The organism is Cohnella hongkongensis, from assembly GCF_042654645.1.
Classification (GTDB): Bacteria; Bacillota; Bacilli; order Paenibacillales; family Paenibacillaceae; genus Cohnella; species Cohnella hongkongensis.
The window spans coordinates 64,845-86,584 of record NZ_JBHSEP010000007.1; the positions used below are offsets into that span (position 1 = coordinate 64,845).

Annotated in this window: 19 protein-coding genes and 1 pseudogene; 18 read left to right on the plus strand and 2 right to left on the minus strand. The window is 57.8% G+C overall.

What is annotated here, in order from left to right; genetic code table 11:
• The first annotated feature begins 362 nt into the window (after positions 1-362).
• Both rsmD and coaD read left to right on the plus strand, forming a co-directional pair.
• Positions 363-974, plus strand: a complete 612-nt coding sequence (gene rsmD / locus ACFO3S_RS11495; RefSeq protein WP_378095581.1) for a 16S rRNA (guanine(966)-N(2))-methyltransferase RsmD — start codon at positions 363-365, stop codon at positions 972-974.
• On the plus strand, positions 971-1,504 hold the full coding sequence (gene coaD / locus ACFO3S_RS11500; RefSeq protein WP_378095584.1) for a pantetheine-phosphate adenylyltransferase: 534 nt from the start codon (positions 971-973) through the stop codon (positions 1,502-1,504). Before rsmD ends, coaD begins: the two co-directional genes overlap by 4 nt.
• A gap of 63 nt (positions 1,505-1,567) precedes the next feature.
• Here coaD and ACFO3S_RS11505 read toward each other — a convergent pair whose 3' ends face one another.
• Positions 1,568-2,827, minus strand: a complete 1,260-nt coding sequence (locus ACFO3S_RS11505; RefSeq protein ID WP_378095587.1) for a nucleoside recognition domain-containing protein — start codon at positions 2,825-2,827, stop codon at positions 1,568-1,570.
• Between the two features lie 101 nt (positions 2,828-2,928).
• On the minus strand, positions 2,929-4,179 hold the full coding sequence (locus ACFO3S_RS11510; protein WP_378095589.1) for a nucleotidyltransferase: 1,251 nt from the start codon (positions 4,177-4,179) through the stop codon (positions 2,929-2,931).
• Between the two features lie 289 nt (positions 4,180-4,468).
• Between ACFO3S_RS11510 and ACFO3S_RS11515 the strand changes: the two genes are divergently transcribed.
• The 16 genes and pseudogenes from ACFO3S_RS11515 (at position 4,469) to ACFO3S_RS11590 (ending at position 21,406) form a co-directional block, all read left to right on the plus strand.
• Positions 4,469-4,975, plus strand: a complete 507-nt coding sequence (locus ACFO3S_RS11515) for a YceD family protein (protein ID WP_378096063.1) — start codon at positions 4,469-4,471, stop codon at positions 4,973-4,975.
• Between the two features lie 51 nt (positions 4,976-5,026).
• On the plus strand, positions 5,027-5,200 hold the full coding sequence (gene rpmF / locus ACFO3S_RS11520; protein WP_094050747.1) for a 50S ribosomal protein L32: 174 nt from the start codon (positions 5,027-5,029) through the stop codon (positions 5,198-5,200).
• A gap of 187 nt (positions 5,201-5,387) precedes the next feature.
• On the plus strand, positions 5,388-5,969 hold the full coding sequence (fapR, locus tag ACFO3S_RS11525; RefSeq protein WP_378096065.1) for a transcription factor FapR: 582 nt from the start codon (positions 5,388-5,390) through the stop codon (positions 5,967-5,969).
• Positions 5,970-5,983: 14 nt separating this feature from the next.
• The gene (gene plsX / locus ACFO3S_RS11530) at positions 5,984-6,973 is read left to right on the plus strand and encodes a phosphate acyltransferase PlsX (RefSeq protein ID WP_378095592.1); all 990 of its coding nucleotides are present in this window, start codon (positions 5,984-5,986) and stop codon (positions 6,971-6,973) included.
• A gap of 9 nt (positions 6,974-6,982) precedes the next feature.
• A complete protein-coding gene (locus ACFO3S_RS11535; protein ID WP_378095595.1) occupies positions 6,983-7,969 on the plus strand; it encodes a beta-ketoacyl-ACP synthase III in 987 nt (328 codons plus the stop codon).
• Positions 7,970-7,982: 13 nt separating this feature from the next.
• Positions 7,983-8,909 (plus strand): ACP S-malonyltransferase, encoded by a 927-nt coding sequence (gene fabD / locus ACFO3S_RS11540; protein WP_378095598.1) that lies wholly within the window; start codon positions 7,983-7,985, stop codon positions 8,907-8,909.
• Between the two features lie 44 nt (positions 8,910-8,953).
• A complete protein-coding gene (gene fabG / locus ACFO3S_RS11545; protein ID WP_378096068.1) occupies positions 8,954-9,700 on the plus strand; it encodes a 3-oxoacyl-[acyl-carrier-protein] reductase in 747 nt (248 codons plus the stop codon).
• 129 nt (positions 9,701-9,829) lie between these two features.
• Positions 9,830-10,063, plus strand: coding sequence for an acyl carrier protein (locus ACFO3S_RS11550; protein WP_094050752.1), 234 nt, complete (start codon positions 9,830-9,832; stop codon positions 10,061-10,063).
• A 100-nt stretch (positions 10,064-10,163) separates the two neighbouring features.
• Complete coding sequence (gene fabF, locus ACFO3S_RS11555; RefSeq protein ID WP_378095600.1) at positions 10,164-11,405, plus strand: beta-ketoacyl-ACP synthase II; 1,242 nt, start codon at positions 10,164-10,166, stop codon at positions 11,403-11,405.
• Positions 11,406-11,514: 109 nt separating this feature from the next.
• Positions 11,515-12,216 carry a ribonuclease III gene (gene rnc, locus ACFO3S_RS11560; protein WP_378095603.1) on the plus strand — a complete coding sequence of 234 codons (702 nt, stop codon included), beginning with the start codon at positions 11,515-11,517 and terminating at the stop codon, positions 12,214-12,216.
• A gap of 30 nt (positions 12,217-12,246) precedes the next feature.
• On the plus strand, positions 12,247-15,816 hold the full coding sequence (smc, locus tag ACFO3S_RS11565) for a chromosome segregation protein SMC (protein WP_378095606.1): 3,570 nt from the start codon (positions 12,247-12,249) through the stop codon (positions 15,814-15,816).
• A gap of 225 nt (positions 15,817-16,041) precedes the next feature.
• Complete coding sequence (ftsY, locus tag ACFO3S_RS11570; protein ID WP_378095609.1) at positions 16,042-17,049, plus strand: signal recognition particle-docking protein FtsY; 1,008 nt, start codon at positions 16,042-16,044, stop codon at positions 17,047-17,049.
• A gap of 106 nt (positions 17,050-17,155) precedes the next feature.
• Positions 17,156-17,298: pseudogene (locus ACFO3S_RS11575) on the plus strand (transposase zinc-binding domain-containing protein); the annotation flags it as partial.
• Between the two features lie 257 nt (positions 17,299-17,555).
• Positions 17,556-19,130, plus strand: a complete 1,575-nt coding sequence (locus tag ACFO3S_RS11580; RefSeq protein WP_378096074.1) for a spore germination protein — start codon at positions 17,556-17,558, stop codon at positions 19,128-19,130.
• A 9-nt stretch (positions 19,131-19,139) separates the two neighbouring features.
• Complete coding sequence (locus tag ACFO3S_RS11585) at positions 19,140-20,255, plus strand: GerAB/ArcD/ProY family transporter (RefSeq protein ID WP_378095612.1); 1,116 nt, start codon at positions 19,140-19,142, stop codon at positions 20,253-20,255.
• Positions 20,252-21,406, plus strand: coding sequence for a Ger(x)C family spore germination protein (locus ACFO3S_RS11590; protein WP_378095614.1), 1,155 nt, complete (start codon positions 20,252-20,254; stop codon positions 21,404-21,406). Before ACFO3S_RS11585 ends, ACFO3S_RS11590 begins: the two co-directional genes overlap by 4 nt.
• Positions 21,407-21,740 lie beyond the last annotated feature (334 nt).

The window sequence follows — 21,740 nt, forward strand, 5'->3', positions numbered from 1 at the left end:
TTCTTAGCTCAAAATTAGGAACGGACTTGAACTCTCTTTAAGGAGGCGGTGGTTGGTGGGCATTTTGATCAAAAAAATCGACCCCCGTCTCGCGACGAGGGCCTTCATGGGAGAGGAGAAACCGGACGAAGAGCTTATGGGGAAACGTAAGTCTTCTCCGCGGTTGTCCCCGACACCTCTCGGCGCCGGTACTATCATTGTGACCCGGTCGAAGGAAAATATACGTTGCCGCGGAAAAAAATTAGCGCGAGTTCCCCGGAGCGGCGGTGCGGAGCTCGCAGAGCTTTTGCATCGAGGGAGATTGTGGTAACATTACACCGTTAACGGATCACAACATCGTACAACTGCAGGGGATGAAGTCATTGCGCGTCATTTCGGGACAAGCCAAGGGGCATCCGCTACGAGCGGTGCCGGGAAGCGGAACGCGTCCGACGACGGACAAGGTGAAGGAAGCTCTGTTCAGCATGATCGGCCCGTATTTCAACGACGGAGAGCGGGTGCTCGATCTGTTCGCAGGCACGGGGGCGCTGGGCATCGAGGCGCTCAGCCGAGGGGCGGTCAGCGCGGTATTCGTCGATTCCAGCGCGAAGAGCGTCGAGGTCATTCGCCGCAACCTGGAGTCGACGAGATTGGCGGACAGAGCGTCCGTATACCGCAACGAGGCGCGCCGCGCGCTGAAGGCGCTGGAGAAGACGGGGCGTTCGTTCGACCTGATCTTTCTGGATCCTCCTTATGCGATGACGGATTGCGACGCCATTCTAATGGAAATGGCCGGGAGGGGACTGGCGGCGGAATCGGCGATTGCCGTTGTGGAGCACGATCCGGGCGTGAGCTATCCCGAGACATTCGGAGGCTTCGAGCGCACGAAATACGCCAAATACGGAGAGATCGCCGTATCCGTCTACCGGTATCGACCCGAGCAAGAGGCGTCAATCGAATCGATTATGGAAACGGAGGAGGCGAACGAACGATGACCCGACAACTATCCGGAACCGAGAACGAGTACCGCATCGCCGTCTATCCCGGGAGCTTCGATCCCGTGACGCTTGGCCATCTGGACATTATTCGCAGGGCGGCCAAGCAATTCGATCGGCTCATCGTGGCCGTGCTTAACAATACGACGAAAACGCCGCTGTTCAGCGTGGAGGAAAGAAAAGCGCTGCTGGCGGAGGTGACGAAGGATTTGCCCAACGTGGAGATCGACAGCTTCCGCGACCTGCTCGTCCGCTACATGCGGTCGCGCCACGCGAAGGTGATCATCCGCGGCATTCGGTCGGTGACCGACTTCGAATACGAGCTGCAGATGGCTTCGACGAACCGTCAACTGGACGAGAGCATCGAAACCGTCTTCATGATGACCAACCCGAAGTATTCCTATCTCAGTTCCAGCATCGTGAAAGAAATCGCCAAGTTCCACGGCCCGGTACACGATCTCGTGCCGCCTGTCGTGGACGCGGGACTAAAGGCCAAATACGATACGCCCACGCACGGTGACGGCCAATAAACGCGAACAGACGCGGAACGGCGAACAAGAGCTCCTCCCCGGCAGCGGGAAGGAGCTCTTGTTCTAACGCTGGCGCTTGTCCGGGCGATCTTTGTCCTGCGGCGCTTTCGGCCGAATGAGGGCAGCCAGCAGGGCGAGCAGCAGGAACACGCCGAAGCTGGCTAGCGCGACCGCGAGACTCTCGGGAAGCTGCTCCCATCCGCTCGGCAGCGCTCCGCCCGAAGCCGACCAGGCTTCGGAGATCGCGGGCGGGGCCGGCCAGCGTTCGGCGAACCACTGTTTGATCGGTTCGGACAGCGCCAGCGCCGCGAGCGGATAGACGACGAGCAAGGCGGCGGCGGAGTGAAGCAGGCGGGAGGAGATAACCTTCAGCCAAGGAAAGGGCTGGCTCAGGCCGAACGCCGCCCTGGCCTGAAGCAGGCCGCTCCAGCCGCTCCACGCAAGAGCTGCGGCCAGCAAGGCGCAGGCTTGCGCCGGCTCGGACGCGAACAGGGCGGAGCGGCTGCTCTCGTAGGCGCCCAGATGGAGCTCGTACAGTCCGGGAATCTGAAGCCACAGGTCGCTGCCGGGAAGAAACAGCTGGAGCAGCCGGACGACGACGGCGCTCATCATCATCAAGCCGCCGACCGTCATGAGCGTCCCGACGGCTCCCGTCACCGAATCCGCCAGCAGCTTGCCGAGCGGGCGGCCGTCCTCCCGGCGGGCGTCGGCGGCGGCGCGCAGCGCCCGGACCAGCAGCGCTCGCGGCTGCGTAACGGGCAGAACGGGCACGCGAGGGCCGCGCGATCGGATCGTCCGCGACCAGACGATGCCCGACAAAATCGCGGAGAGCCACAGCCCGAGAGCGATCGCCCAGCCGAGGGAAGGAGAATGAAGAAAGCCGAAGCCGATGACGAGCACGATGAGGAACGGATTCGGGACATGGGAGACGAGAAGCACCGTATCGACGTCCTCGTTCCGAATCATCCCGTTCTCCCGAAGGCGGGCGGCTTCTTTAGCCCCCGCAGGGATGCCGGCGGACCAGCCGAAGGCGATCGCCCAGCCTGCCGCCCCGGGCAGCCGGAACAATCCGCGCGTAAGCGGTTCGGCGAGCGTCGCCAAGCCGTGCAGCAGCCCCGAAGCGGCCAGAAGCTCTGCAAGCATGATCGGGGGGAGGAGGCCGGGGAAGACGTTCTGCCACCAGATTTGCAAGCCGGTCAAGGAGGCTCGAAAGGCTTCGCCGGGCGAGTGAACGATCCCCGCCACGACAAGCATGGAGGAAGAGCCCAACAGCAGCGACAGGAAAACGGCGCGTTTGCTATTCGATAGATTGGCTTGAGCCACAGCTGATCGCCTCCCGGGGCCCAGCAGCAACGCGGATGCGCGTTTATAAAAGTCCGAAATCAGGGCCGTTACTTCTACAATGTACGCCCCGGGAGAGCGGGTTAGACCATCTTGTCTGAAAGCCGAACGGGAGGAAGCGTGAAGTCGCGCAAGGCGTCGCTTGGCTGGGCGTCGCGGAAGGCCAAAGAATATACGCCGGCAGCCTGGGCGTCCATAGCCAAAAACGAAGAGTCGTGTCTGGCCGCGGAGGAGACGACGGGAACCTTCGCTTTCCTGCGCATGTCGCGGAGCAGGCGCTGGCCGCGAGAGGTGAAGCCGAGCACCCGGATGTAATCGACCCCGTCGGCGAGCCGCTCCGGGGAGAGCTGGGCCTTGCGATGGCCGAGCAGGATGCGCAGAAGCGTCCGTTGCAGCTTGGTGCGGGTATATCTTTTCGTCTTCAAGGCCTGCAGCAGCGCCTCAACGGAATACTCGGGAAGCTCGGACAAGACGCCGCGAATCCGGTATTCCAATCCTTCGCTGACTTCGGCGAACTCGGAGAGCGAGGGAGCGGACTGCCGAAGCAGCTCGTGGAACAGAGGCCTGGAGAAGCTTTCCCAGTGGATCGGAGCCCGGCCGGCTTGCGTCTCGCGGCGCAGGATGGCCAGCGTGGATTCCGGAACGTAAGCGGCGAGCTGATCCAGCGAGCCCGATTCGCCGAGCAGCAGCTTGCGAAGAGCGGTGGCGCTGGCAATTTTCGTATCGGTGATCTCGGTCTGGCCGTAGCCGGATTTCTCGCGGCGAAGAGTGTAGGGCACGATGGCGCTGCCCAGCTTTCGCAGAGCGATTAAGTAATGCAGACCGAGCGTATGGTTGGGCTGGGTAAGCGAATAAGCGTGTTCGTCAAGCCCTTTCTCGCGCAAATAAGCTTCGGCGGCGGAGGTGAACGCCGACGGATAAGGAAGCCCTTCCTTAAGCCGCGCCGCCAGCAGGGGGGAGAACGCCTCGGGCTCCTCCGCCAGCAAAGAGGCGAGCTGCTGCAGCGAAGCCAGTTCCCCGCTCTCGCTGCCGAAGCAGAGCGAGTCCACGACGCCCGAGGCGTCCAGCACGGCGATCGCTCCGTAGGCGAACCACTGCGCCGGCTGCGAGCTGTAGGCGACCGGAAGCTCCAGCACAAGATCGCAGCCGGCGCGCAGCGCCATCTCCGTTCGCGCCCGCTTGTCCGCCAGAGCCGGCTCGCCTCGCTGCAGGAAGTTGCCGCTCATAACGGCGACGACATTCTCCGCCTGCGTTATTTTTTTCGATTGCTGTAAATGATAGAGGTGACCGTTATGAAGCGGATTGTATTCTACGACGATGCCGACCGTGGACATGACTGTCTCCTTATGGCGAAGGATGCTTTTCTCCCCAATATAACATGAGAAGGGGACGGAGAGAAGCGAAGCCGCAAGAGGTCGGCCCCGAAGCGCGGCAGAGCGGTCCTGCAGTCGGCCGGGCCGGGCCGAGGCTCGGCAGCCGAAGGCGCTCCCGCAAAACCGTCGTCGGCAGAGGCTCCCGAATCGGCGCTCCTCCTCACTAATGTCGCAGAAATTGTTGACAAATAAACGTCGATCTCGATATAATAAACTTTGTTTGTTTGGAGTGATCTAATTGTTGCTTAAAGTGCAAGAGCTGGCGTCTCGCCAGCAGACGGCGAGCCTGCAAGGGGCTCTGGACTTGACGGAGCTGTTCCGGGGTCATTCGGAATACCGTCCGCTTTCTCCGCTGCAATACGAACTGACGGCGAGCGCCGCAGACGATCGGATTCTCGTAACGGGGCGGCTCAGCTGCGACGTGCGTATGCAGTGCTCGCGCTGTCTGGATGCGGTCGAGAGGACGGTCGACGTTCCTTTCGAGGAGCAGTTTCGCGTAGTCTCGGACGAGAGCGAGGAAGCAAGCGAGGATGAAGAAGCCGTACCGGTAACGGAAGAGCGGATCGATCTGGCTCCTTACGTCATGGAGGAGTTCGTCGTCCAATTGCCCTACGCGCCCCTGTGCAGCGAAGCCTGCAAAGGGCTGTGCCCCGAGTGCGGGACAAACCTGAACGAACAATCGTGCGGTTGCCGGACGGAGAAAGTCGATCCCCGTATGGCTGCGCTTCAGGATTGGTTTAATTCTCAGAAAGAGTAAGCCAAGGCCGAACAGCCGGAGCTTATTTCAGACTGATAAGGAGGTGGCAGCATGGCAGTCCCTTTCGCGAAAACATCGAAAGCCCGCAAACACAAACGCCGGACCCACTTTAAACTGGTTGTTCCCGGTATGGTGAAATGCGATCAATGTGGAGAATTGAAAGTGTCGCACCGCGTATGCAAGGTGTGCGGTACGTACAAGTCCCGTGAAATTATCAAGCAATAAGCTTGAACGCGTCTGGAATGACGACGGGCAAGCGCTTCGGCCGGTTGCGGCCGACTTAAGCGCTCTTGCCGTCGTTGCATGCCGGCGCGTTTTTCTTTATACTCTTATTGGCACCTGGTATTAAAGGTAATTGATAATTCGCGTGGATCGAGCTGAAGAGGATCGAGCGCAGAAGGGAGTGGAGAAGGTGGAGCGGCTTCCCAAACGGCAGCGCCACCAACAGCTCAGCAAGCTGTTGGAAGAGAATCCGTTTCTAACCGATCGGGAGTTGACCCGCCTGCTTAAAGTGAGCATACAGACGATCCGGCTGGATCGGCTGGAGCTGGCCATTCCCGAGCTGAGGGAAAGGCTGAAGCTGATGGCGGAGCGATCCTACGATTCCGTTCGTTCACTGCCTTTGCACGAGGTGATCGGAGACATTCTCGACCTGCAGCTCGACAAGAGCGGCATCTCTCTGTTCGAGATCGGCGAAGAGCACGTCTTTTCCCGTTCCGGCATCGCCCGGGGCCATCATGTTTTCGCGCAAGCCAACTCGCTGGCGGTGGCGGTGATCAACGACGAGATCGCGCTGACGGCTTCGGCGGATATCCGCTTCATCCGGCCCGCGCGGCTGGGGGAGAAGTGCATTGCGAAAGCTTACGTTCGGTCAAGCGGCGGGCAAAAAGGAAAAGCAAAAGTTGAAGTATTTACATATGTCGGCGAGGAAATGGTCTTTCAAGGGAACTTTATCATCTATAGATCCGCCGGCGAGAAGTTAGTGACCTCATAAAGGAGTTGTACATCATGCGGATTGCCATAGATGCGATGGGAGGCGACCATGCGCCGCGCGCCCAAGTCGAGAGCGCCTTGGCTGCGGCTGCCGAATTTCCCGATATCCATTTGGTATTGGTCGGCGATCCGGATGCGATTCAGCCTTATCTCGGCACCGGCGCTCCGGCCAACGTCACCGTCGAACCCGCCTCCGAGACGATCGGAAGCGACGACGAACCGGTTCGAGCCGTGCGCCGCAAGACGGATTCTTCGATGGTCGTGGCCGGGCGCATGGTGAAGGAAGGACGCGCCGACGGCATGATCTCGTGCGGCAATACGGGCGCCTTAATGGCGACGGGGCTGCTCGTCGTCGGGCGGATGTCGGGAATCGAACGGCCGGGACTGGCCGCGATATTCCCGACACTGGACAACAAGGGGCTGCTGGCGCTCGATATGGGGGCGAACATGGACGCGAAGCCGGAGCATCTGCTGCAGTACGCGCTTATGGGCAGCCTGTATCGCAGCAAGGTTCACGGCATCGACAAGCCCCGGATCGGATTGCTTAATGTCGGCACGGAAGCGGCCAAAGGCAACGAGCTGACGAAGGCGGCGTACGGCCTGCTCGAGAGCGCGCCGATCCATTTCGTCGGCAACGTCGAGGCGCGCGACGTGCTGGATTCGGTATGCGACGTCATCATATGCGACGGCTTCTCGGGCAACATTTTGCTCAAGGCGCTCGAAGGGGCGGCCCAATCGATCTTTAAGCTGCTTCGCGAGGAGCTGACCTCGTCCTTCTCGTCGAAGCTGGCCGCGGCCGCGCTTAAGCCGAGTTTCCGGCGAATTCGGACCCGGATGGATTACAACGAATACAACGGGGCTCCGCTGCTGGGCATTAACGGACTGGTCGTGAAGGGGCACGGATCTTCGGATGCGGGGGCGATGAAGACGGCGATTCGCCAGACTCGCACGGCGATCGGCAACCGGTTGATCGCGTCTTTGGCTGACGAATTCAGCGGAAAGTGAGAGAGAGCTATGAATGGTGTTTCCGTAGGCATTCTCGGGACGGGAAAATACGTTCCGGAGCGCCGCTTAACGAATCAAGAGCTGGAGCGGATGGTCGAGACGAACGACGAATGGATTGTGACGCGCACCGGCATTCGCGAGCGAAGAATCGCCGCGCCGGAACAGGCGACGTCCGATCTCGCTTACGAGGCTTCCCTGAAAGCGCTGGAAGCGGCCGGCATCACGGCGGCGGAGCTGGATTTGATTATCGTGGCGACGATTACGCCGGACATGTTCTTCCCGTCGACGGCCTGTCTGCTTCAGGAGAAGCTGGGCGCCAAGCAGGCTGCCGCGTTCGATCTGTCGGCCGCCTGCTCCGGTTTTATTTACGGGCTTGCGAACGCGACGGGATTTATCTCGACGGGCATGTACAAGCACGTGCTCGTCGTCGGGGCGGAGTGTCTGTCCCGCATAACGGATTACGAAGACCGCAATACGTGTATTCTGTTCGGAGACGGCGCCGGAGCGGTCGTGCTGGGACCGGTATCCGGCGATCGGGGCTTCAAGTCGTTTAAGCTCGGGGCCGACGGCGCAGGCGGAGAGCTGCTTCGGGTTCGCGGCGGCGGTTCGCGCCACCCGTCCAGCGACGAGACGCTCGCGGCTCGCGGTCACTTTATCGAGATGAACGGGCGCGACGTGTTCAAGTTCGCCGTTCGCGTCATGGGAAGCGCGGCGGAAGAAGCGCTGAGCGCAGCGGGCTTCGAGAAGTCCGACATCGATCTGCTTATTCCGCACCAAGCCAACATCCGTATTATTCAATCGGCGCTCGAAAGACTCGACCTGTCCGCAGACAAAGCGATGATTAATCTGGACCGGTACGGCAACGTATCCGCCGCTTCGATCCCTCTCGCGCTGGCGGAGGCGGTCGAGGAAGGCCGAGTCCGGGAGGGGGACACGCTCGTTCTGGTCGGATTCGGGGGAGGACTGACCTGGGGCGCGGCGGTGCTGAACTGGTAGAGGAGGAATCGTGTTGGGTAAAGTTGCATTCGTATTTCCCGGCCAGGGCGCGCAGGCGGTCGGCATGGGAAAGGACGCTTACGAAAGCCACGCGGCCGCCAAGGCGGTCTACGATCAGGCGGACGAGGCGCTCGGCTATTCGATAGCGAAGCTGAGCTTCGAAGGGCCGGAGGAAGAGCTGCGCCAGACGGCGAATACGCAGCCGGCGCTTCTCGCCACGAGCGTTGCGCTGCTGGAAGTGTACAAGGAGCGCGGGCTGAAGCCGGATTACGTCGCCGGGCATTCCTTGGGCGAGTACAGCGCTCTCGTCGCGGCCGGCGTGCTGGAGTTCGTCGATGCCGTGAAGCTTGTCCGCGCGCGCGGCCAGTTCATGGAGCAAGCGGTTCCGGGCGGACAGGGCGCGATGGCGGCCGTGCTCGGAGCGGAGCGCTCGGCTCTGCAGGCGCTCTGCTCGGACATTACGGCGGCGGGAACGATCGTGGAGCTGGCCAACGTCAACTGCCCGGGCCAGATCGTCGTATCCGGCTCGGCGGCCGGCGTCGCCGCCGTCGTCGAACGGGGGAAGGAGGCCGGAGCGAAGCGGGTAATCCCGCTCGAGGTGAGCGGGCCCTTCCACTCCTCCTTGATGCAGCCGGCGGCGGATCGGTTGGCCGAGGCGCTGTCGCAAGCGCCGTTCCGCGACGCGTTCGTGCCAGTCGTCGCCAACGTGCATGCCCGGCCGGTCACGTCGGGGGCGGAGCTTCGCGAGCTGCTCGTTCGACAAGTCGTGTCGCCCGTGCAGTGGGAGGATACGATCGCGTACTTGATCGGGGAAGGCGTCGACACGTTCGTAGAGATCGGCTCCGGAACGGTGCTGGCGGGTTTGATCAAGAAGATCGACAAATCCGTCCGAGTCGTCTCGGTCAACAGCGCGGCGGCTGCGGGCGCAGCTGCGGAATAACGCCGTTCGCGGCGACCATGGCAGAGAGGTGAAGAGGCATGGCGATGTGGGATTTGCAAGGCAAGAGCGCGCTCGTAACGGGCGCGTCGCGCGGTATCGGCCGGGCGATCGCGATCGCCCTGGCGGAGGCGGGAGCCGACGTGGCGGTGAACTATTCGGGCAGCGAGGCGGCGGCCGCCGAGACGGTCAAGGCGGTGGAAGCGCTGGGCCGCAAGGCGATTATGGTCAAGGCCAACGTCGGCCGGGCGACGGAGTTCGACGAGATGGTGGCGGCTTCGCTTGAAGCTTTCGGCAAGCTGGACATCCTCGTGAATAACGCCGGCATTACCCGTGACAACCTAATTATGCGAATGAAGGAATCCGAATTCGACGAAGTGATCGAGACGAACCTGAAGGGCGTATTCAACGGAATCAAAGCGGTGACCCGCCCGATGATGAAACAGCGCTCCGGCCGCATCATCAACATTTCGTCGGTCGTAGGCGTGCTCGGCAACGCCGGACAAGCCAACTACGTCGCGGCCAAAGCCGGCGTCATCGGCTTGACGAAATCGGCCGCAAGGGAGCTGGCCTCCCGAGGCATTACCGTCAATGCGGTCGCTCCCGGATTCATCGAATCCGACATGACCGACAAGCTTCCGGAGGAGTACCGCGGGAAGCTGCTCGCCGACATTCCGATGGGCCGAATGGGCCGCCCGGAAGACGTCGCTTCCATCGTCGTGTATCTGGCGTCCGAAGCGGCATCCTATATGACGGGCCAGACGGTGCACGTCGACGGCGGGATGTACATGTAGCCGTCGACGCGCGCCGGAGACGGCTGTCGCGGCGGCTGGGACACCCCGCGCGGGCCGAACGGACTCATGCAGGCCTCTATGGCTTTTTGTCCATGATTCACGTATAATACGTTAAGGGAGGTGAACCGGATGTCCGATGTACTGGATCGCGTAAAGCGCATCGTTATCGAACGCCTGGGTGTAGAAGAGGCAGAGGTAACACCCGAAGCATCTTTCAAAGACGACTTGGGCGCTGACTCTCTGGATGTGGTAGAACTCGTAATGGAGCTCGAGGACGAATTCGATTTGGAGATTTCCGACGAGGATGCAGAGAAGATCACAACGGTGGGAGAAGTCGTTAAATACATACAATCTCATGCGTAATGATCGACGGGTCCCGTACTTGCGACGGGACTTCTGCATATTCTAACGCCGATTCGCGCCGCGCGCGACGGATGATATAGCCTGAAGAGGTGAATGGGATTTGACACAGCGCGTTGTCGTTACAGGAATGGGGGTCGTCACGTCCCTCGGCACCGACTTGCCTGCGTTCTGGAATAACTTGCTCGACGGAAAATCAGGGGTCAGCCTGATCGAAGCTTTCGATACGACCGATTATACGACCAAGATTGCGGCAGAAATCAAGGATTTCGATCCCGGCTTATACCAGATCGACAAGAAAGAAGCCCGGAAGATGGACCGCTTCGTGCAGTTCGGCGTCGCCGCGAGCAAGCTTGCGATCGAAGACGCGGGACTGGCGATCGGGGATAATGCCGATCCGGAGCGGGTCGGCGTTATCGTCGGCTCCGGAATCGGCGGCCTGGGCACCTGGGAAGAGCAGCATACGACGTTGATGGAAAAAGGTCCGAGAAGGGTCAGCCCGTTCTTCATCCCGATGATGATCGCGAACATGGCCAGCGGCCAAATCTCGATGATCACGGGAGCCAAGGGACCGAACACCGCCGCCGTATCCGCTTGCGCTACCGGCACGCACTCCATCGGCGACAGCTTCAAGATGATCCAGCGCGGAGACGCCGATGTCATGATCTGCGGCGGTGCGGAAGCGACGATCCGTCCGATCGGGATGGCGGGGTTCTGCGCGATGAGGGCGATGAGCACCCGCAACGAGGAGCCCGAGAAGGCGAGCCGGCCGTTCGACGTCGACCGCGACGGGTTTGTCATGGGAGAAGGCTCGGGCGTGCTCGTTCTGGAATCGCTTGAACATGCGAAGGCGAGAGGCGCTCGCATCTATGCCGAAGTCATCGGCTACGGCATGAGCGGCGACGCTTATCATATGACGGATCCCGATCCCGACGGCGCGGCTCGCTGCATGAGGAAGGCGATCAAAGACGCGGGAATCGATCCCGAAGTCGTTCAGTACATCAATGCGCACGGCACGTCGACGGGAGCGGGCGACAAGTCCGAGACGCTGGCGATCAAGAAGACGTTCGGCGACCACGCCTACAAGCTGGCCGTCAGCTCGACGAAGTCGATGACCGGGCATCTGCTCGGAGCGGCGGGCGGCGTGGAAGCGGTTATTCTCGGCTTGACGCTGAAGAACGGCGTTATTCCTCCGACGATCAATCTGGATCAGCCCGATCCGGAGTGCGATCTGGATTACGTGCCGAACAAGCCGCGCACCGCCGACGTTCAAGTAGCGCTGTCCAATTCCTTCGGCTTCGGAGGACACAACGCTACGATCATCATGCGCAAGTATGAAGACTAATTCGGACAAGCTGCGTTTAGGAAGTTGACTAAAGTGCGCGGAACGTCGACGCAGGCGGCATGAGCCGTCTGCGTCGAATGTGTATAGGGCGCGATCGAGGTGAAAGCTCATGAAGGACGGATTTCAGCGGCTGCAGCAGCGCATCGAAGTGACATTTCGCAATCCGGCGCTGTTGAAACAGGCTTTTACTCACACTTCTTACGTGAACGAGCATCGAAGCGCGCGCATTCCGGATAACGAAAGGCTGGAGTTTCTGGGAGACGCCGTGCTGCAGCTCACCGTATCCGAATATTTGTATCGGCTCTATCCGGATTCCCCGGAGGGAGAGCTGACCCGTTTGCGGGCGAGCATCGTCTGCGAGCCATCGCTTGTCCGTTTTGCCGAGACGCTCGAATTCGGGCAGGTCGTGCTGCTCGGCAAAGGGGAGGAGCAGACGGGAGGCCGTTCCCGGCCGTCGCTGCTGGCCGACGCCTTCGAAGCTTTTCTGGGAGCGCTCTATTTGGACCAAGGGCTGGGGGCCGTTCGGGCTTTCCTGGAGAAGCATATGTTCGCCAAGCTGTCCCGAGACGGGCAGGCTCCGATGAAGGACTACAAGACGGAGCTGCAGGAGAAAGTTCAGCAGCTGTCTCTGGGCGCGCTGGACTACCGCATCGTCGAGGAGAGGGGGCCCGCCCACGACAAGGAGTTTATCGCCGTCGTCGGGGTTGGCGATCAGCAGCTCGGCAGAGGAATCGGGCGTTCCAAGAAGGAAGCGGAGCAGCAGGCCGCCTCCCAGGCGCTGGCTTCATTTGCGAAGCAGAGTCCCAGATGACCTATCGACTCGAGAGGAGAAACTGTCCTTATGTTTTTGAAAAGAATCGAGCTGACCGGGTTTAAGTCGTTCGCGGACCGCACCGAACTCGAATTCGTTCGCGGCATTACCGCCGTCGTCGGGCCGAACGGCAGCGGCAAGAGCAACATCTCCGACGGCATTCGCTGGGTGCTCGGAGAGCAAAGCGCCAAGTCGCTGCGCGGCGGCAACATGCAGGATATCATTTTTGCCGGCAGCGACGCCCGCAAGGCGGTCAACTTCGGAGAGGTGTCGCTTACTCTGGACAATGCGGACAAGGCGCTGCCGCTCGATTTTACCGAAGTTACGGTGACCCGCCGCGTTCATCGCAACGGGGAGAGCGAGTATCTCATCAACAAGCAGCCGTGCCGCCTGAAGGACATTACCGAGCTGTTCATGGATACGGGGATTGGCCGGGAAGCGTATTCGATCATCGGACAAGGACGAATCGAAGAAATTTTGAGTACGCGCTCGGAGGATCGGCGGGGAATTTTCGAGGAAGCCTCGGGAATCGTGAAGTACAAAAGCAGGAAAAAGGAAGCGCAGAAAAAGCTCGAGGATACCGAGAGCAACCTGCTGCGCATTCACGATCTCGTCAGCGAGCTGAACGGGCAGATTGAACCGCTCAGAGAGCAATCGGCGAAGGCCGAAACGTATAAAGCGCTTAAAGAAGAGCTGAAAAATAAAGAGATCGCCCTCTACGTTCACCAGATCGAGGGGGTGCATTCGTCCTGGACGCAGACGAACGAGCGGCTGAACGCCCTGCGCGAGGAACAGACCGGCTTGTCCACCTTCGTCAGCAAGCACGACGCGCTGCTGGAGGAAGAGCGGCAGACGCTCGTCCAGCTCGAGGAGCTGCTGGAGAAGCTGCAGGACGAGCTGCTGAGCTGCAGCGAAGACACCGAGAAAACGGAAGGCTACGTGGAGCTGCTGAACGAGCGGCGGGGCCATCTGGAGCGTTCGCGCGACGGACTCCGGCAATCGCTGGCTTCCGCGGAGGAGCGGCATGCCCTGGCGAGGGAAGAAGCGGAGCAGCTTCAGACGAAGCGCGCCGCGCTCGATGTCGAGCTGGCGGCTTCTCTGGCGAAGCTGGCGGAGGAGGAGGACCGGCTGGCGCTGGCCGACGGAAGCACGGAGGTAGAAGAGCGGCTGAAGGCCGAGCTGTTCGATACGCTGAACGCGATGGCGCAGGCGCGCAACGACATCCGCTACGGCGAAGGTCAGAACGAGGTGCTGGAGCGCCGGATGACGCGGATCGCCGAAGAGGAAGCGAAATGGCGGGAACAGTTCGAGGCGATCGGCGCCAGAAGAGAGCGTCTGGAAGAGAAGCTGGCCGAGGTGACGAGGACGCTGCACGAAGTGCGCGACCGCTACGTCTCCGAGGGAGCGCGTTCCTCCGAGGTTCAGCGCAAGCTGGAGGAAGCGCAGGCGGCGGTCCGGCGGAACGAGCAGCGCAGAGAAGCGCTCGTCTCGCGGCGGGATACGATCAAGGAGCTGCAGAACGACTACGACGGCTTTCAGCACGGCGTTCGCGAGGTGCTGAAGGCGTCGAAGCGCGGCTCGCTGCACGGCGTGCACGGGGCCGTGGCCGAGCTGGTCAGCGTGCCGGGCCATCTGGAGACGGCGATCGAGACGGCGCTCGGCGCGGCGCTGCAGCATATCGTCATGGAGGACGAGAAGAGCTCCCGGGCGGCGATCGCTCATCTGAAGCAGAGACAGTCCGGCCGAGCGACCTTCCTGCCGCTGGACGTCATTCGCGCCCGGTCGATTTCCGACGGCGATCGCCGCTCGCTGGAGCAGGCCGAAGGGTTTATCGGCATAGGGGCGGAGCTTGTCGGCTTCGAGCCCAAGTACGGAGCGATCGTCGGCAGTCTGCTCGGCAACGTGCTCATTGCGGAGACGCTGGAGCAGGCGAACCGGATCGCGTCCAGATTGCAGTACCGTTATCGCGTCGTGACGCGCGACGGAGACGTTGTGAACGCGGGCGGATCGATGACGGGGGGCAGCTTGCAGAAAAAGTCGGCGAATCTGCTTGGGCGCCAGCGGCAGCTCGAGGAGCTGGAGCGCGAGATCGCCGAAGCGGAGAAGGCGCGCGAGCGCTCGCGCGCCGAGGTCGACGATCTGAAGAAGGAGCTGGCGCAGGTCGCGCAGAACATCGAGCAGCTTCGGGAACAGGGCGAGCAGGAAAGGCTGAGGGAGCAGCAGGCTTCGGCCGAAAGCGTTCAGCTGGAGCAGGAGGAGCGGCAGCTCGAGGAGCAGCGTTCCGCCATGGAAGGAGAGAAGGCCGCCTTCGCCGCCGAGGCCGGCTCCCTGGCTGCGAGCAAGGAAGAAGCCGAGAAGCGGCTGGCCGATCTGTCCGCCGAGGAGCAGCGCATCCAGGAGCGGATTCGCGAGGCGGAGGAGCTGCGCCGCAAGAGCGCGTCCGCGAAGGAGGAGCTTCAGGCGGCGCTTACCGAGCTCAAGGTCGCGATCGCGCGGATGGAGCAGGACCGCGCGTCGCTGGACGAGCAGCTCGGACGCCACAGGTCCGATCTGAGCCGCCTGACGGGCGAGCTCAAGCAGCTGAAAGAGTCGCTCGAGCATAACGAAGCGGAGGCGGAGCGGACGCTGAGCGAGTCGGTCGAGCAGCGGGAGAAGCTGAACGATCTTCGCATTCGCAAAAAACAGCTGACCGAGAATCTCGAGTTCAAGCGGGCCGACCGCGCCGAGAAGCAGCGCGAGCTGGAACGCAAGGAGGGCGAGACGAAGGATCAGCGGGCGAAGCTGAGGAACGTCGACGAAAGCTTGCGGCAGGCGGAGATTGCCGTCAACCGGATGGACGTCGAGCTGGACAACCTGCTGCGCAAGCTGACGGAGGAATACGAGATCGGCTTCGAGCTGGCGAAGGAGCGCTACCCGGTGCCCGAAGACGTCGTCGGCGCCCAGAACGAGGTACGCGACATGAAGCGCAAAATAACGGCGCTCGGGGACGTGAATCTCGGCGCGATCGAGGAGTTCAAGCGGGTATCCGAGCGCTTCGACTTCCTCTCTGCGCAGGAGAGCGATCTGATCGAAGCGAAGACGAAGCTTCACGGCATCATTCGCGAGATGGACGAGGAGATGTCCAAGCGGTTCCGAACGACGTTCGAGGAGATCCGCAAGCACTTCGTCGTCGTCTTCTCGCGAATGTTCGGCGGCGGACGAGCCGATCTGATCATGGCCGAGCCGGACAAGCCGCTCGATACGGGCATCGACATCGTGGCGCAGCCTCCGGGCAAGAAGCTGACGAATCTGCAGCTTCTGTCGGGCGGCGAGCGGGCGCTGACCGCGATCGCGCTGCTGTTCGCGATTCTCCACGTCAAGCCGGTGCCGTTCTGCGTGCTGGACGAAGTCGAGGCCGCGCTGGACGAAGCCAATGTGGCTCGGTACGCACAGTACATGCGCGAATTCTCGGATTCGACGCAGTTCATCGTCGTCACGCACCGCAAGGGGACGATGGAGGAAGCCGACGTGCTCTACGGAGTGACGATGGAGGAAGGCGGCGTGTCCAAGCTCGTGTCGGTGCGTCTGGAGGAAACGGACGATATGATCGCGACGGCTTAACGGTCGCGAAGGCGCCTTCCTTGCCGGAAGTCCGGCGGGCACTCAAGATTAACGGTTTTGCGGACCGTCGCTATCGTGGGCAGATGAATCGGTAGATGGTTATAACGGTCTAGCAGGCCGTTAACTGAGGTTGGACAGGGAGGTCGGCGAATAACGGCGAGCGGGACCGTTAGCTGCAACCGCCGTGCTCATCCGCGTAAACGCGACAGGGTTGGAGGAACGATAATGGGTTTTTTTAAGAGGTTGAAAGAGAGCATCGCGTCCAAGACGGAGGCGGTGACGAGCAAATTCCGCGACGGTCTGGCCAAGACGCGCGACGCGCTCGTAGGCAAGGTCGGCGAGCTGTTCAGCCGGCGCAAAAAGATCGACGAGGAATTTTTCGAGGAGCTCGAGGAAATTCTGATCGGCGCGGACGTCGGCGTCAATACGGTGATGGCGCTGATCGACGAGCTTCGCGACGAGGTAAAGAAGCGGAAAATCGAGGAGCCGGCCGAGCTGCAGCCGATTTTGTCCGAGAAGCTCGTCGAGATGCTTCGCGGCTCGGGAGACGAGGCCGGGCTGAAGGAAAATCCGAACGGCATTACGGTCATTCTGTTCGTCGGAGTGAACGGAGTGGGCAAAACGACGACCATCGGCAAGCTGGCCTGGCGATACAAGCAGCAGGGCAAAAGCGTGCTTCTGGCTGCCGGCGATACGTTCCGCGCAGGCGCGATCGAGCAGCTCGAGGTGTGGGGCGAGCGCGTCGGAGTGGACGTCGTCAAGCAGTCTTCGGGAGCGGATCCGGCGGCGGTCATGTTCGATGCGGTGCAGGAGGCGAAGCGGCGCAGCGTCGACGTGCTCATCTGCGATACGGCGGGCCGCCTGCAAAACAAGCATAATCTGATGGAAGAGCTGGCCAAGATCCACCGCGTCATCCAGCGGGAAATTCCGAGCGCTCCTCACGAAACGCTGCTGGTGCTGGACGGAACGACCGGACAGAACGCGCTGCAGCAGGCGAAGCTGTTCGGAGAGAAGAGCGGCGTGACGGGACTCGTCCTGACGAAGCTGGACGGCACGGCCAAGGGCGGCATCGTTATCGCAATCCGCAACGAGCTGAAGCTGCCGGTCAAGCTGGTCGGACTGGGCGAGAAAATGGACGATCTGCAGCAGTTCGACGCCGATCAATTCGTGCACGCGCTGTTCGCAGGCATGGCCGGAACCGACGACGAAGAAGAAGAGACGACCGAACCCTAATCGACGTATCGATTCCGGCTTAGCGGGCCGGGCGAGACGCAAATAACAGGAACAAGACCCCTCAGCCAAGCCTGTACGTTTGGCTGCGGGGTCTTTTTTAACATTAAAGCTGATGGTATGCGAAGGGTGTCATGACTTGAAGATGGTACCGTATCGCTGCAAGGGGCGATTTTGTACCACCTGTTCCTGCGGAAAAACAGAAGAGTGGAGCAGGCTGCTCATGATGACGTGCTGCAAGTCCACCATCGATGTGCATGCGCCAAAGCAGCGTGGGCACGTTCGTCAGTAATTACGCTACATTGGGCGATATATCCGGCGTCCCGCAATCGCTGTGCACCGAATCAAGGCATAAGACGGAGAGTATGTGGTTTTCAGTTACCACGACAAAACAAGCGCTGAGATGTTTCCCGGACTCCTGACCTCCCGCATCTCTTTCCGAGCAGGGTATATTTTGATTAGATAAGTGGGATACTGCGTTATCATCCGTATACCCTGGAGAAAGTGGGATTCGTGTGTTTTATCGCAGAAGGTTTAAGGTCAATAAAAACATCAATAAAGCGCAGCAAGGGGATAAACAGGCTCCAAAACCGCTTTATCCTGATTTGGACCAAAATTTGAACGTTCTACATGATCTGTATAAAGATTGTTCTGATGTGGTTTTTCGCTCATTTTTAATTGCTGGTCATACAAAGGCTCAATTAATTTATATAAAGGGCCTGTCCAATGTTGAAGAAATGGATAACAACGTATTAACTCCGCTTATGAAAAGAGCGGAACAGCGTTCTGTTCATCCTAAAGCCTTGATTGAGCAGACATTGTCTGTTGCGGAGGTAGTAAAGCTAGAGTCTTTCGATGCCTGTATCGAACAGTTATCTGTCGGGAATCCGCTTTTGTTATTGGAAGGCGATGAGCAGGGGTTTGCCTTGGGATTGGCTAAATGGGAGAAGCGAGCCATAGAAGAGCCGACTGGGGAATTGGTTGTTAGAGGGCCGCGAGAAGGTTTTACTGAAACCTTGGAGGTTAATACCTCTTTGCTGCGAAGAAGGATTAGAAGTCCTCAATTAAAAATGAAAACGTTGAAATTGGGGCGTTACACGCAAACCGCGATTACTCTCGCTTATATCGAAGATCTGTCGGATGAAACGTTAATTGAAGAAATTAATCAACGTCTAAAACGAATTGATATCGATGGAATATTGGAATCCGGATATATTGAAGAATTAATTCAAGACTATTCTTACACTCCTTTTCCGCAAGTGCTTATTACGGAACGGCCTGATACAGCTGTTTCCAGTTTGCTTGAGGGACGTGTGGTTATCATTGTTGACGGTACGCCTTTTGTTTTGATTGCTCCGACGACCTTCTTTTCCTTATTTCAATCCGGAGAAGATTATTACCATCATTTTATGATATCTACGGCAACCCGCTGGTTGCGCTATTTGTTCTGCTTTATTTCCCTATTGCTGCCGTCTCTGTATGTGGCCATTATTACCTACCATCATGAGATGGTGCCAACCACACTGCTGCTTACCATGGTGGATTCTCGAGAGGTCGTTCCATTTCCAGCGTTAGTGGAAGCTTTCCTAATGGAGATTACATTTGAAGGATTACGGGAAGCAGGACTTAGACTTCCCAAACAAGTAGGAGCTGCCGTCAGCATTGTAGGAGCTTTAGTTATCGGACAAGCAGCTGTGGATGCCGGCTTAGTTTCCAATCATATGGTCATGGTCGTTGCGATTACCGGTATCGCTTCCTTTACCATTCCTCGATACAATCTGGCAATCCCTATAAGGATGCTGCGTTTTCCGATCATGCTGCTTGCAGGGACGTTTGGACTGGTAGGCATCATGACAGGACTCTTGGCGATCATGACGCATCTTAGCACGCTGCGATCCTTCGGAGTTCCGTACCTTTCTCCAGTGGCTCCGATGAAAGGTGCGGATATGAATGATGCGCTCATACGAGCCCCCTTATGGAAATTAAAAACGCGCCCTCATTTAACAGGAGAATATAATAAATACCGGCAAGGTTCCAATCAGAAACCGGCTTCCGATAAGGGGAGCGAGGGAGAGGAAAGATGAGGTGAGGTGATGATTGAAAAGGGAAAAATATCTGCCTTGCAGATGGGAATATTGATGTATCACGCGATTCTGGCAACGGGGATCCTTTTTATTCCAGCCACAGTCTTTGATGCTGCGAAGCAGGATATTTGGATCTCTCCCATTTTGGCTTCTCCTGTGGGATTTTTAAGCGTATATATCGCATACAGATTAAACAAGTATTATCCCAATGATACGATCATGCAATACAGCGAACGTATTCTGGGAACCTTTTTAGGCAAAGCCCTTGGATTGGTCCTGCTGTTATTGCTAATGACTTCATTGAGCGTGATGTTCTGGCAGTACGGAGAATATGTCGTAAGTGAATTTCTCCCGCACACTCCGAAATTCGTGATCATAGGCATGATGGTCATGTTATGCGCATTGGCAGTACATGGGGGACTGGAAGTTCTGGGAAGGCTTGCCGGAATGGTCTTTCCAGTTTTTTTCTTGCTGTTTTTAGTCATTATCGTTCTACTCTTGCCAGATGTAGAGGTAAAACGAATGTTTCCCGTGATGGAAAACGGGTTGATGCCTTCATTAAAAGGTTCTTGGGTGTTATACACGTGGTTCGCTCAATTTGGCATCATCTATTTTTTTCTTCCCTTTTTAACAAACCGGGAAAAAGGGCTGAAATTTGGAGTGCTTTCGGTATTCGTCGTTACGTTAACGTTAGTGGTGACCAATATTATCGTGATTTGGATTTTCGGAAGTGTGACAGAGAACTTTAACGCTCCGTTAATGAGCGCTTCCAGATATATTAGTATAGCCGAATTTCTGTCTCATCTTGAATCGCTCGTAATGGCGATTTGGATTGCGGGGACATTTATCAAGCTCAGTGCGTTTTATTATGTTGTGGTGTTGGGAACCGCTGAATGGTTTAAACTTTCAGACTACCGATCGCTTGTATTGCCTGTTGGTTTTTTGGTTGGGGTGTTGGCCATGAAGGCATTCCTGAATTCGGCGGAGGCGGCTGAACATTTTCGAGTAGTCTCTCAGGGCATTATGGATACTTTAGTGTATGGGTTAGCGATCCCCCTGTTTCTCTTCTGTGCAGCGTACATACGCAAAACGATTTTTAAGCATAAAGGGGAGAGGAAAAGGTGAGACGATTCGTCCTTATTTGTGTTGTCTGTACAGCGTTTATTCCGCTTACGGGGTGTTGGGATCGAAGGGAAACGAATGATCTTGCGATTATAACCGGAGTGGCTCTGGATAAAAATAAAGCAGGGAAGATCGAACTTACAGTAGAAATACATTCTCCTGGCGGCAGCGGTAATGGAAGTGAGGGAGGGAAAGACAGCCAAGGGGGAGGAAAAAAAACGATCCTTCGAAGCGGAAAAGGACTATCCATGCCAGAAGCGATCGAGGACCTTTCTGAAAAGCTTCCACGGGAAATTGTTTGGAATCATGCGGAGGCGATTGTGATCAGCAAGGCGTTCGCTGAGACAGGGATTCGTGACGAATTGGATTTCTTTGTCCGCCATCCTCAGCCGCGCTTGAGAAGTTATGTATTTATTAGTGGTGGGAATGCGAAAGATATCATGGCTTTACGCCCGTCTTTGGAGCGAAGCGCTTCCGAGGCGCTCATTAAATTAGCTGAATCTGAAGTATTAATGAAGGCGACTTTACTCGATTTAATGGAAATGTTAAAGGGGGAATCTGGAGCTTCCGTTCTTCCAATGATTGATAAATTGCCCCCGGAAGAAGGGCAGCCGCCATTAGAAACGGTTGCATACATCCATCGTTCGGCGGTTTTAAAACAAGGGAAGATGATCGGATCCATTAACGAACAGATCACAAGAGGAGTGCTCTGGTTTAGAGACGAGATCAAAGAATCGATCGTCACTGTAAAGCCCGAAGAAGCAGACGGGTTTATATCCATGAATTTAATCAAGGGAAGAACAAATTTGGTGCCGGAAGTGGACGGCTATCCATTAAAAATGACGGTTAAGATTGTAACGATAGATGATGTTATCCAGAACCAAACGAAATGGGATTTAAAGGAGCTGGAGAACCTTAAAGCGCTGGAAAAGGAGTTGGTCCAAAAAATAGAAAAGCGACTAACAGACACACTTGATAAAGTACAAAAAGAGATGAAAGCAGATATCCTCGGTTTTGGAGAAGAATTTCGACGAAAATACCCCAAAAAATGGAAGAAGATCAAAGGAGACTGGAAGGAAATATTCCCTACAATTGAAGTGGATTTCGATATTAAGGCAAGTGTTTTAAGAACGGGAAAAGGAAGTGCGTCCTAAGGCTTCAAAAGAGAGGTGAAGAACGTGCGAGGGGTTTATATAGTCAGTATAACAGTAGTGATCATTTTGATGATCATTTATCAATGGCCTAAAATAAAATCGACCGAGAGGAAAGAAAAAGCTGCCTTTGCGACCTTCACGGCAATAGGTTGGGCGATAGCCGTTCTTTACGTTATTTTTCCAGATATGCAATCGCCGGCAAAAATCGTTGATTTCGTACTAGTACAATTAAGAACGATTATTCGTACTCCATGGTAGTTCTTATTGGGGATAGGCAGTGGGATTACGAAATAATCGTACTGGCGAGACATGCTCGGAGGAGCGGAGTAAGGCC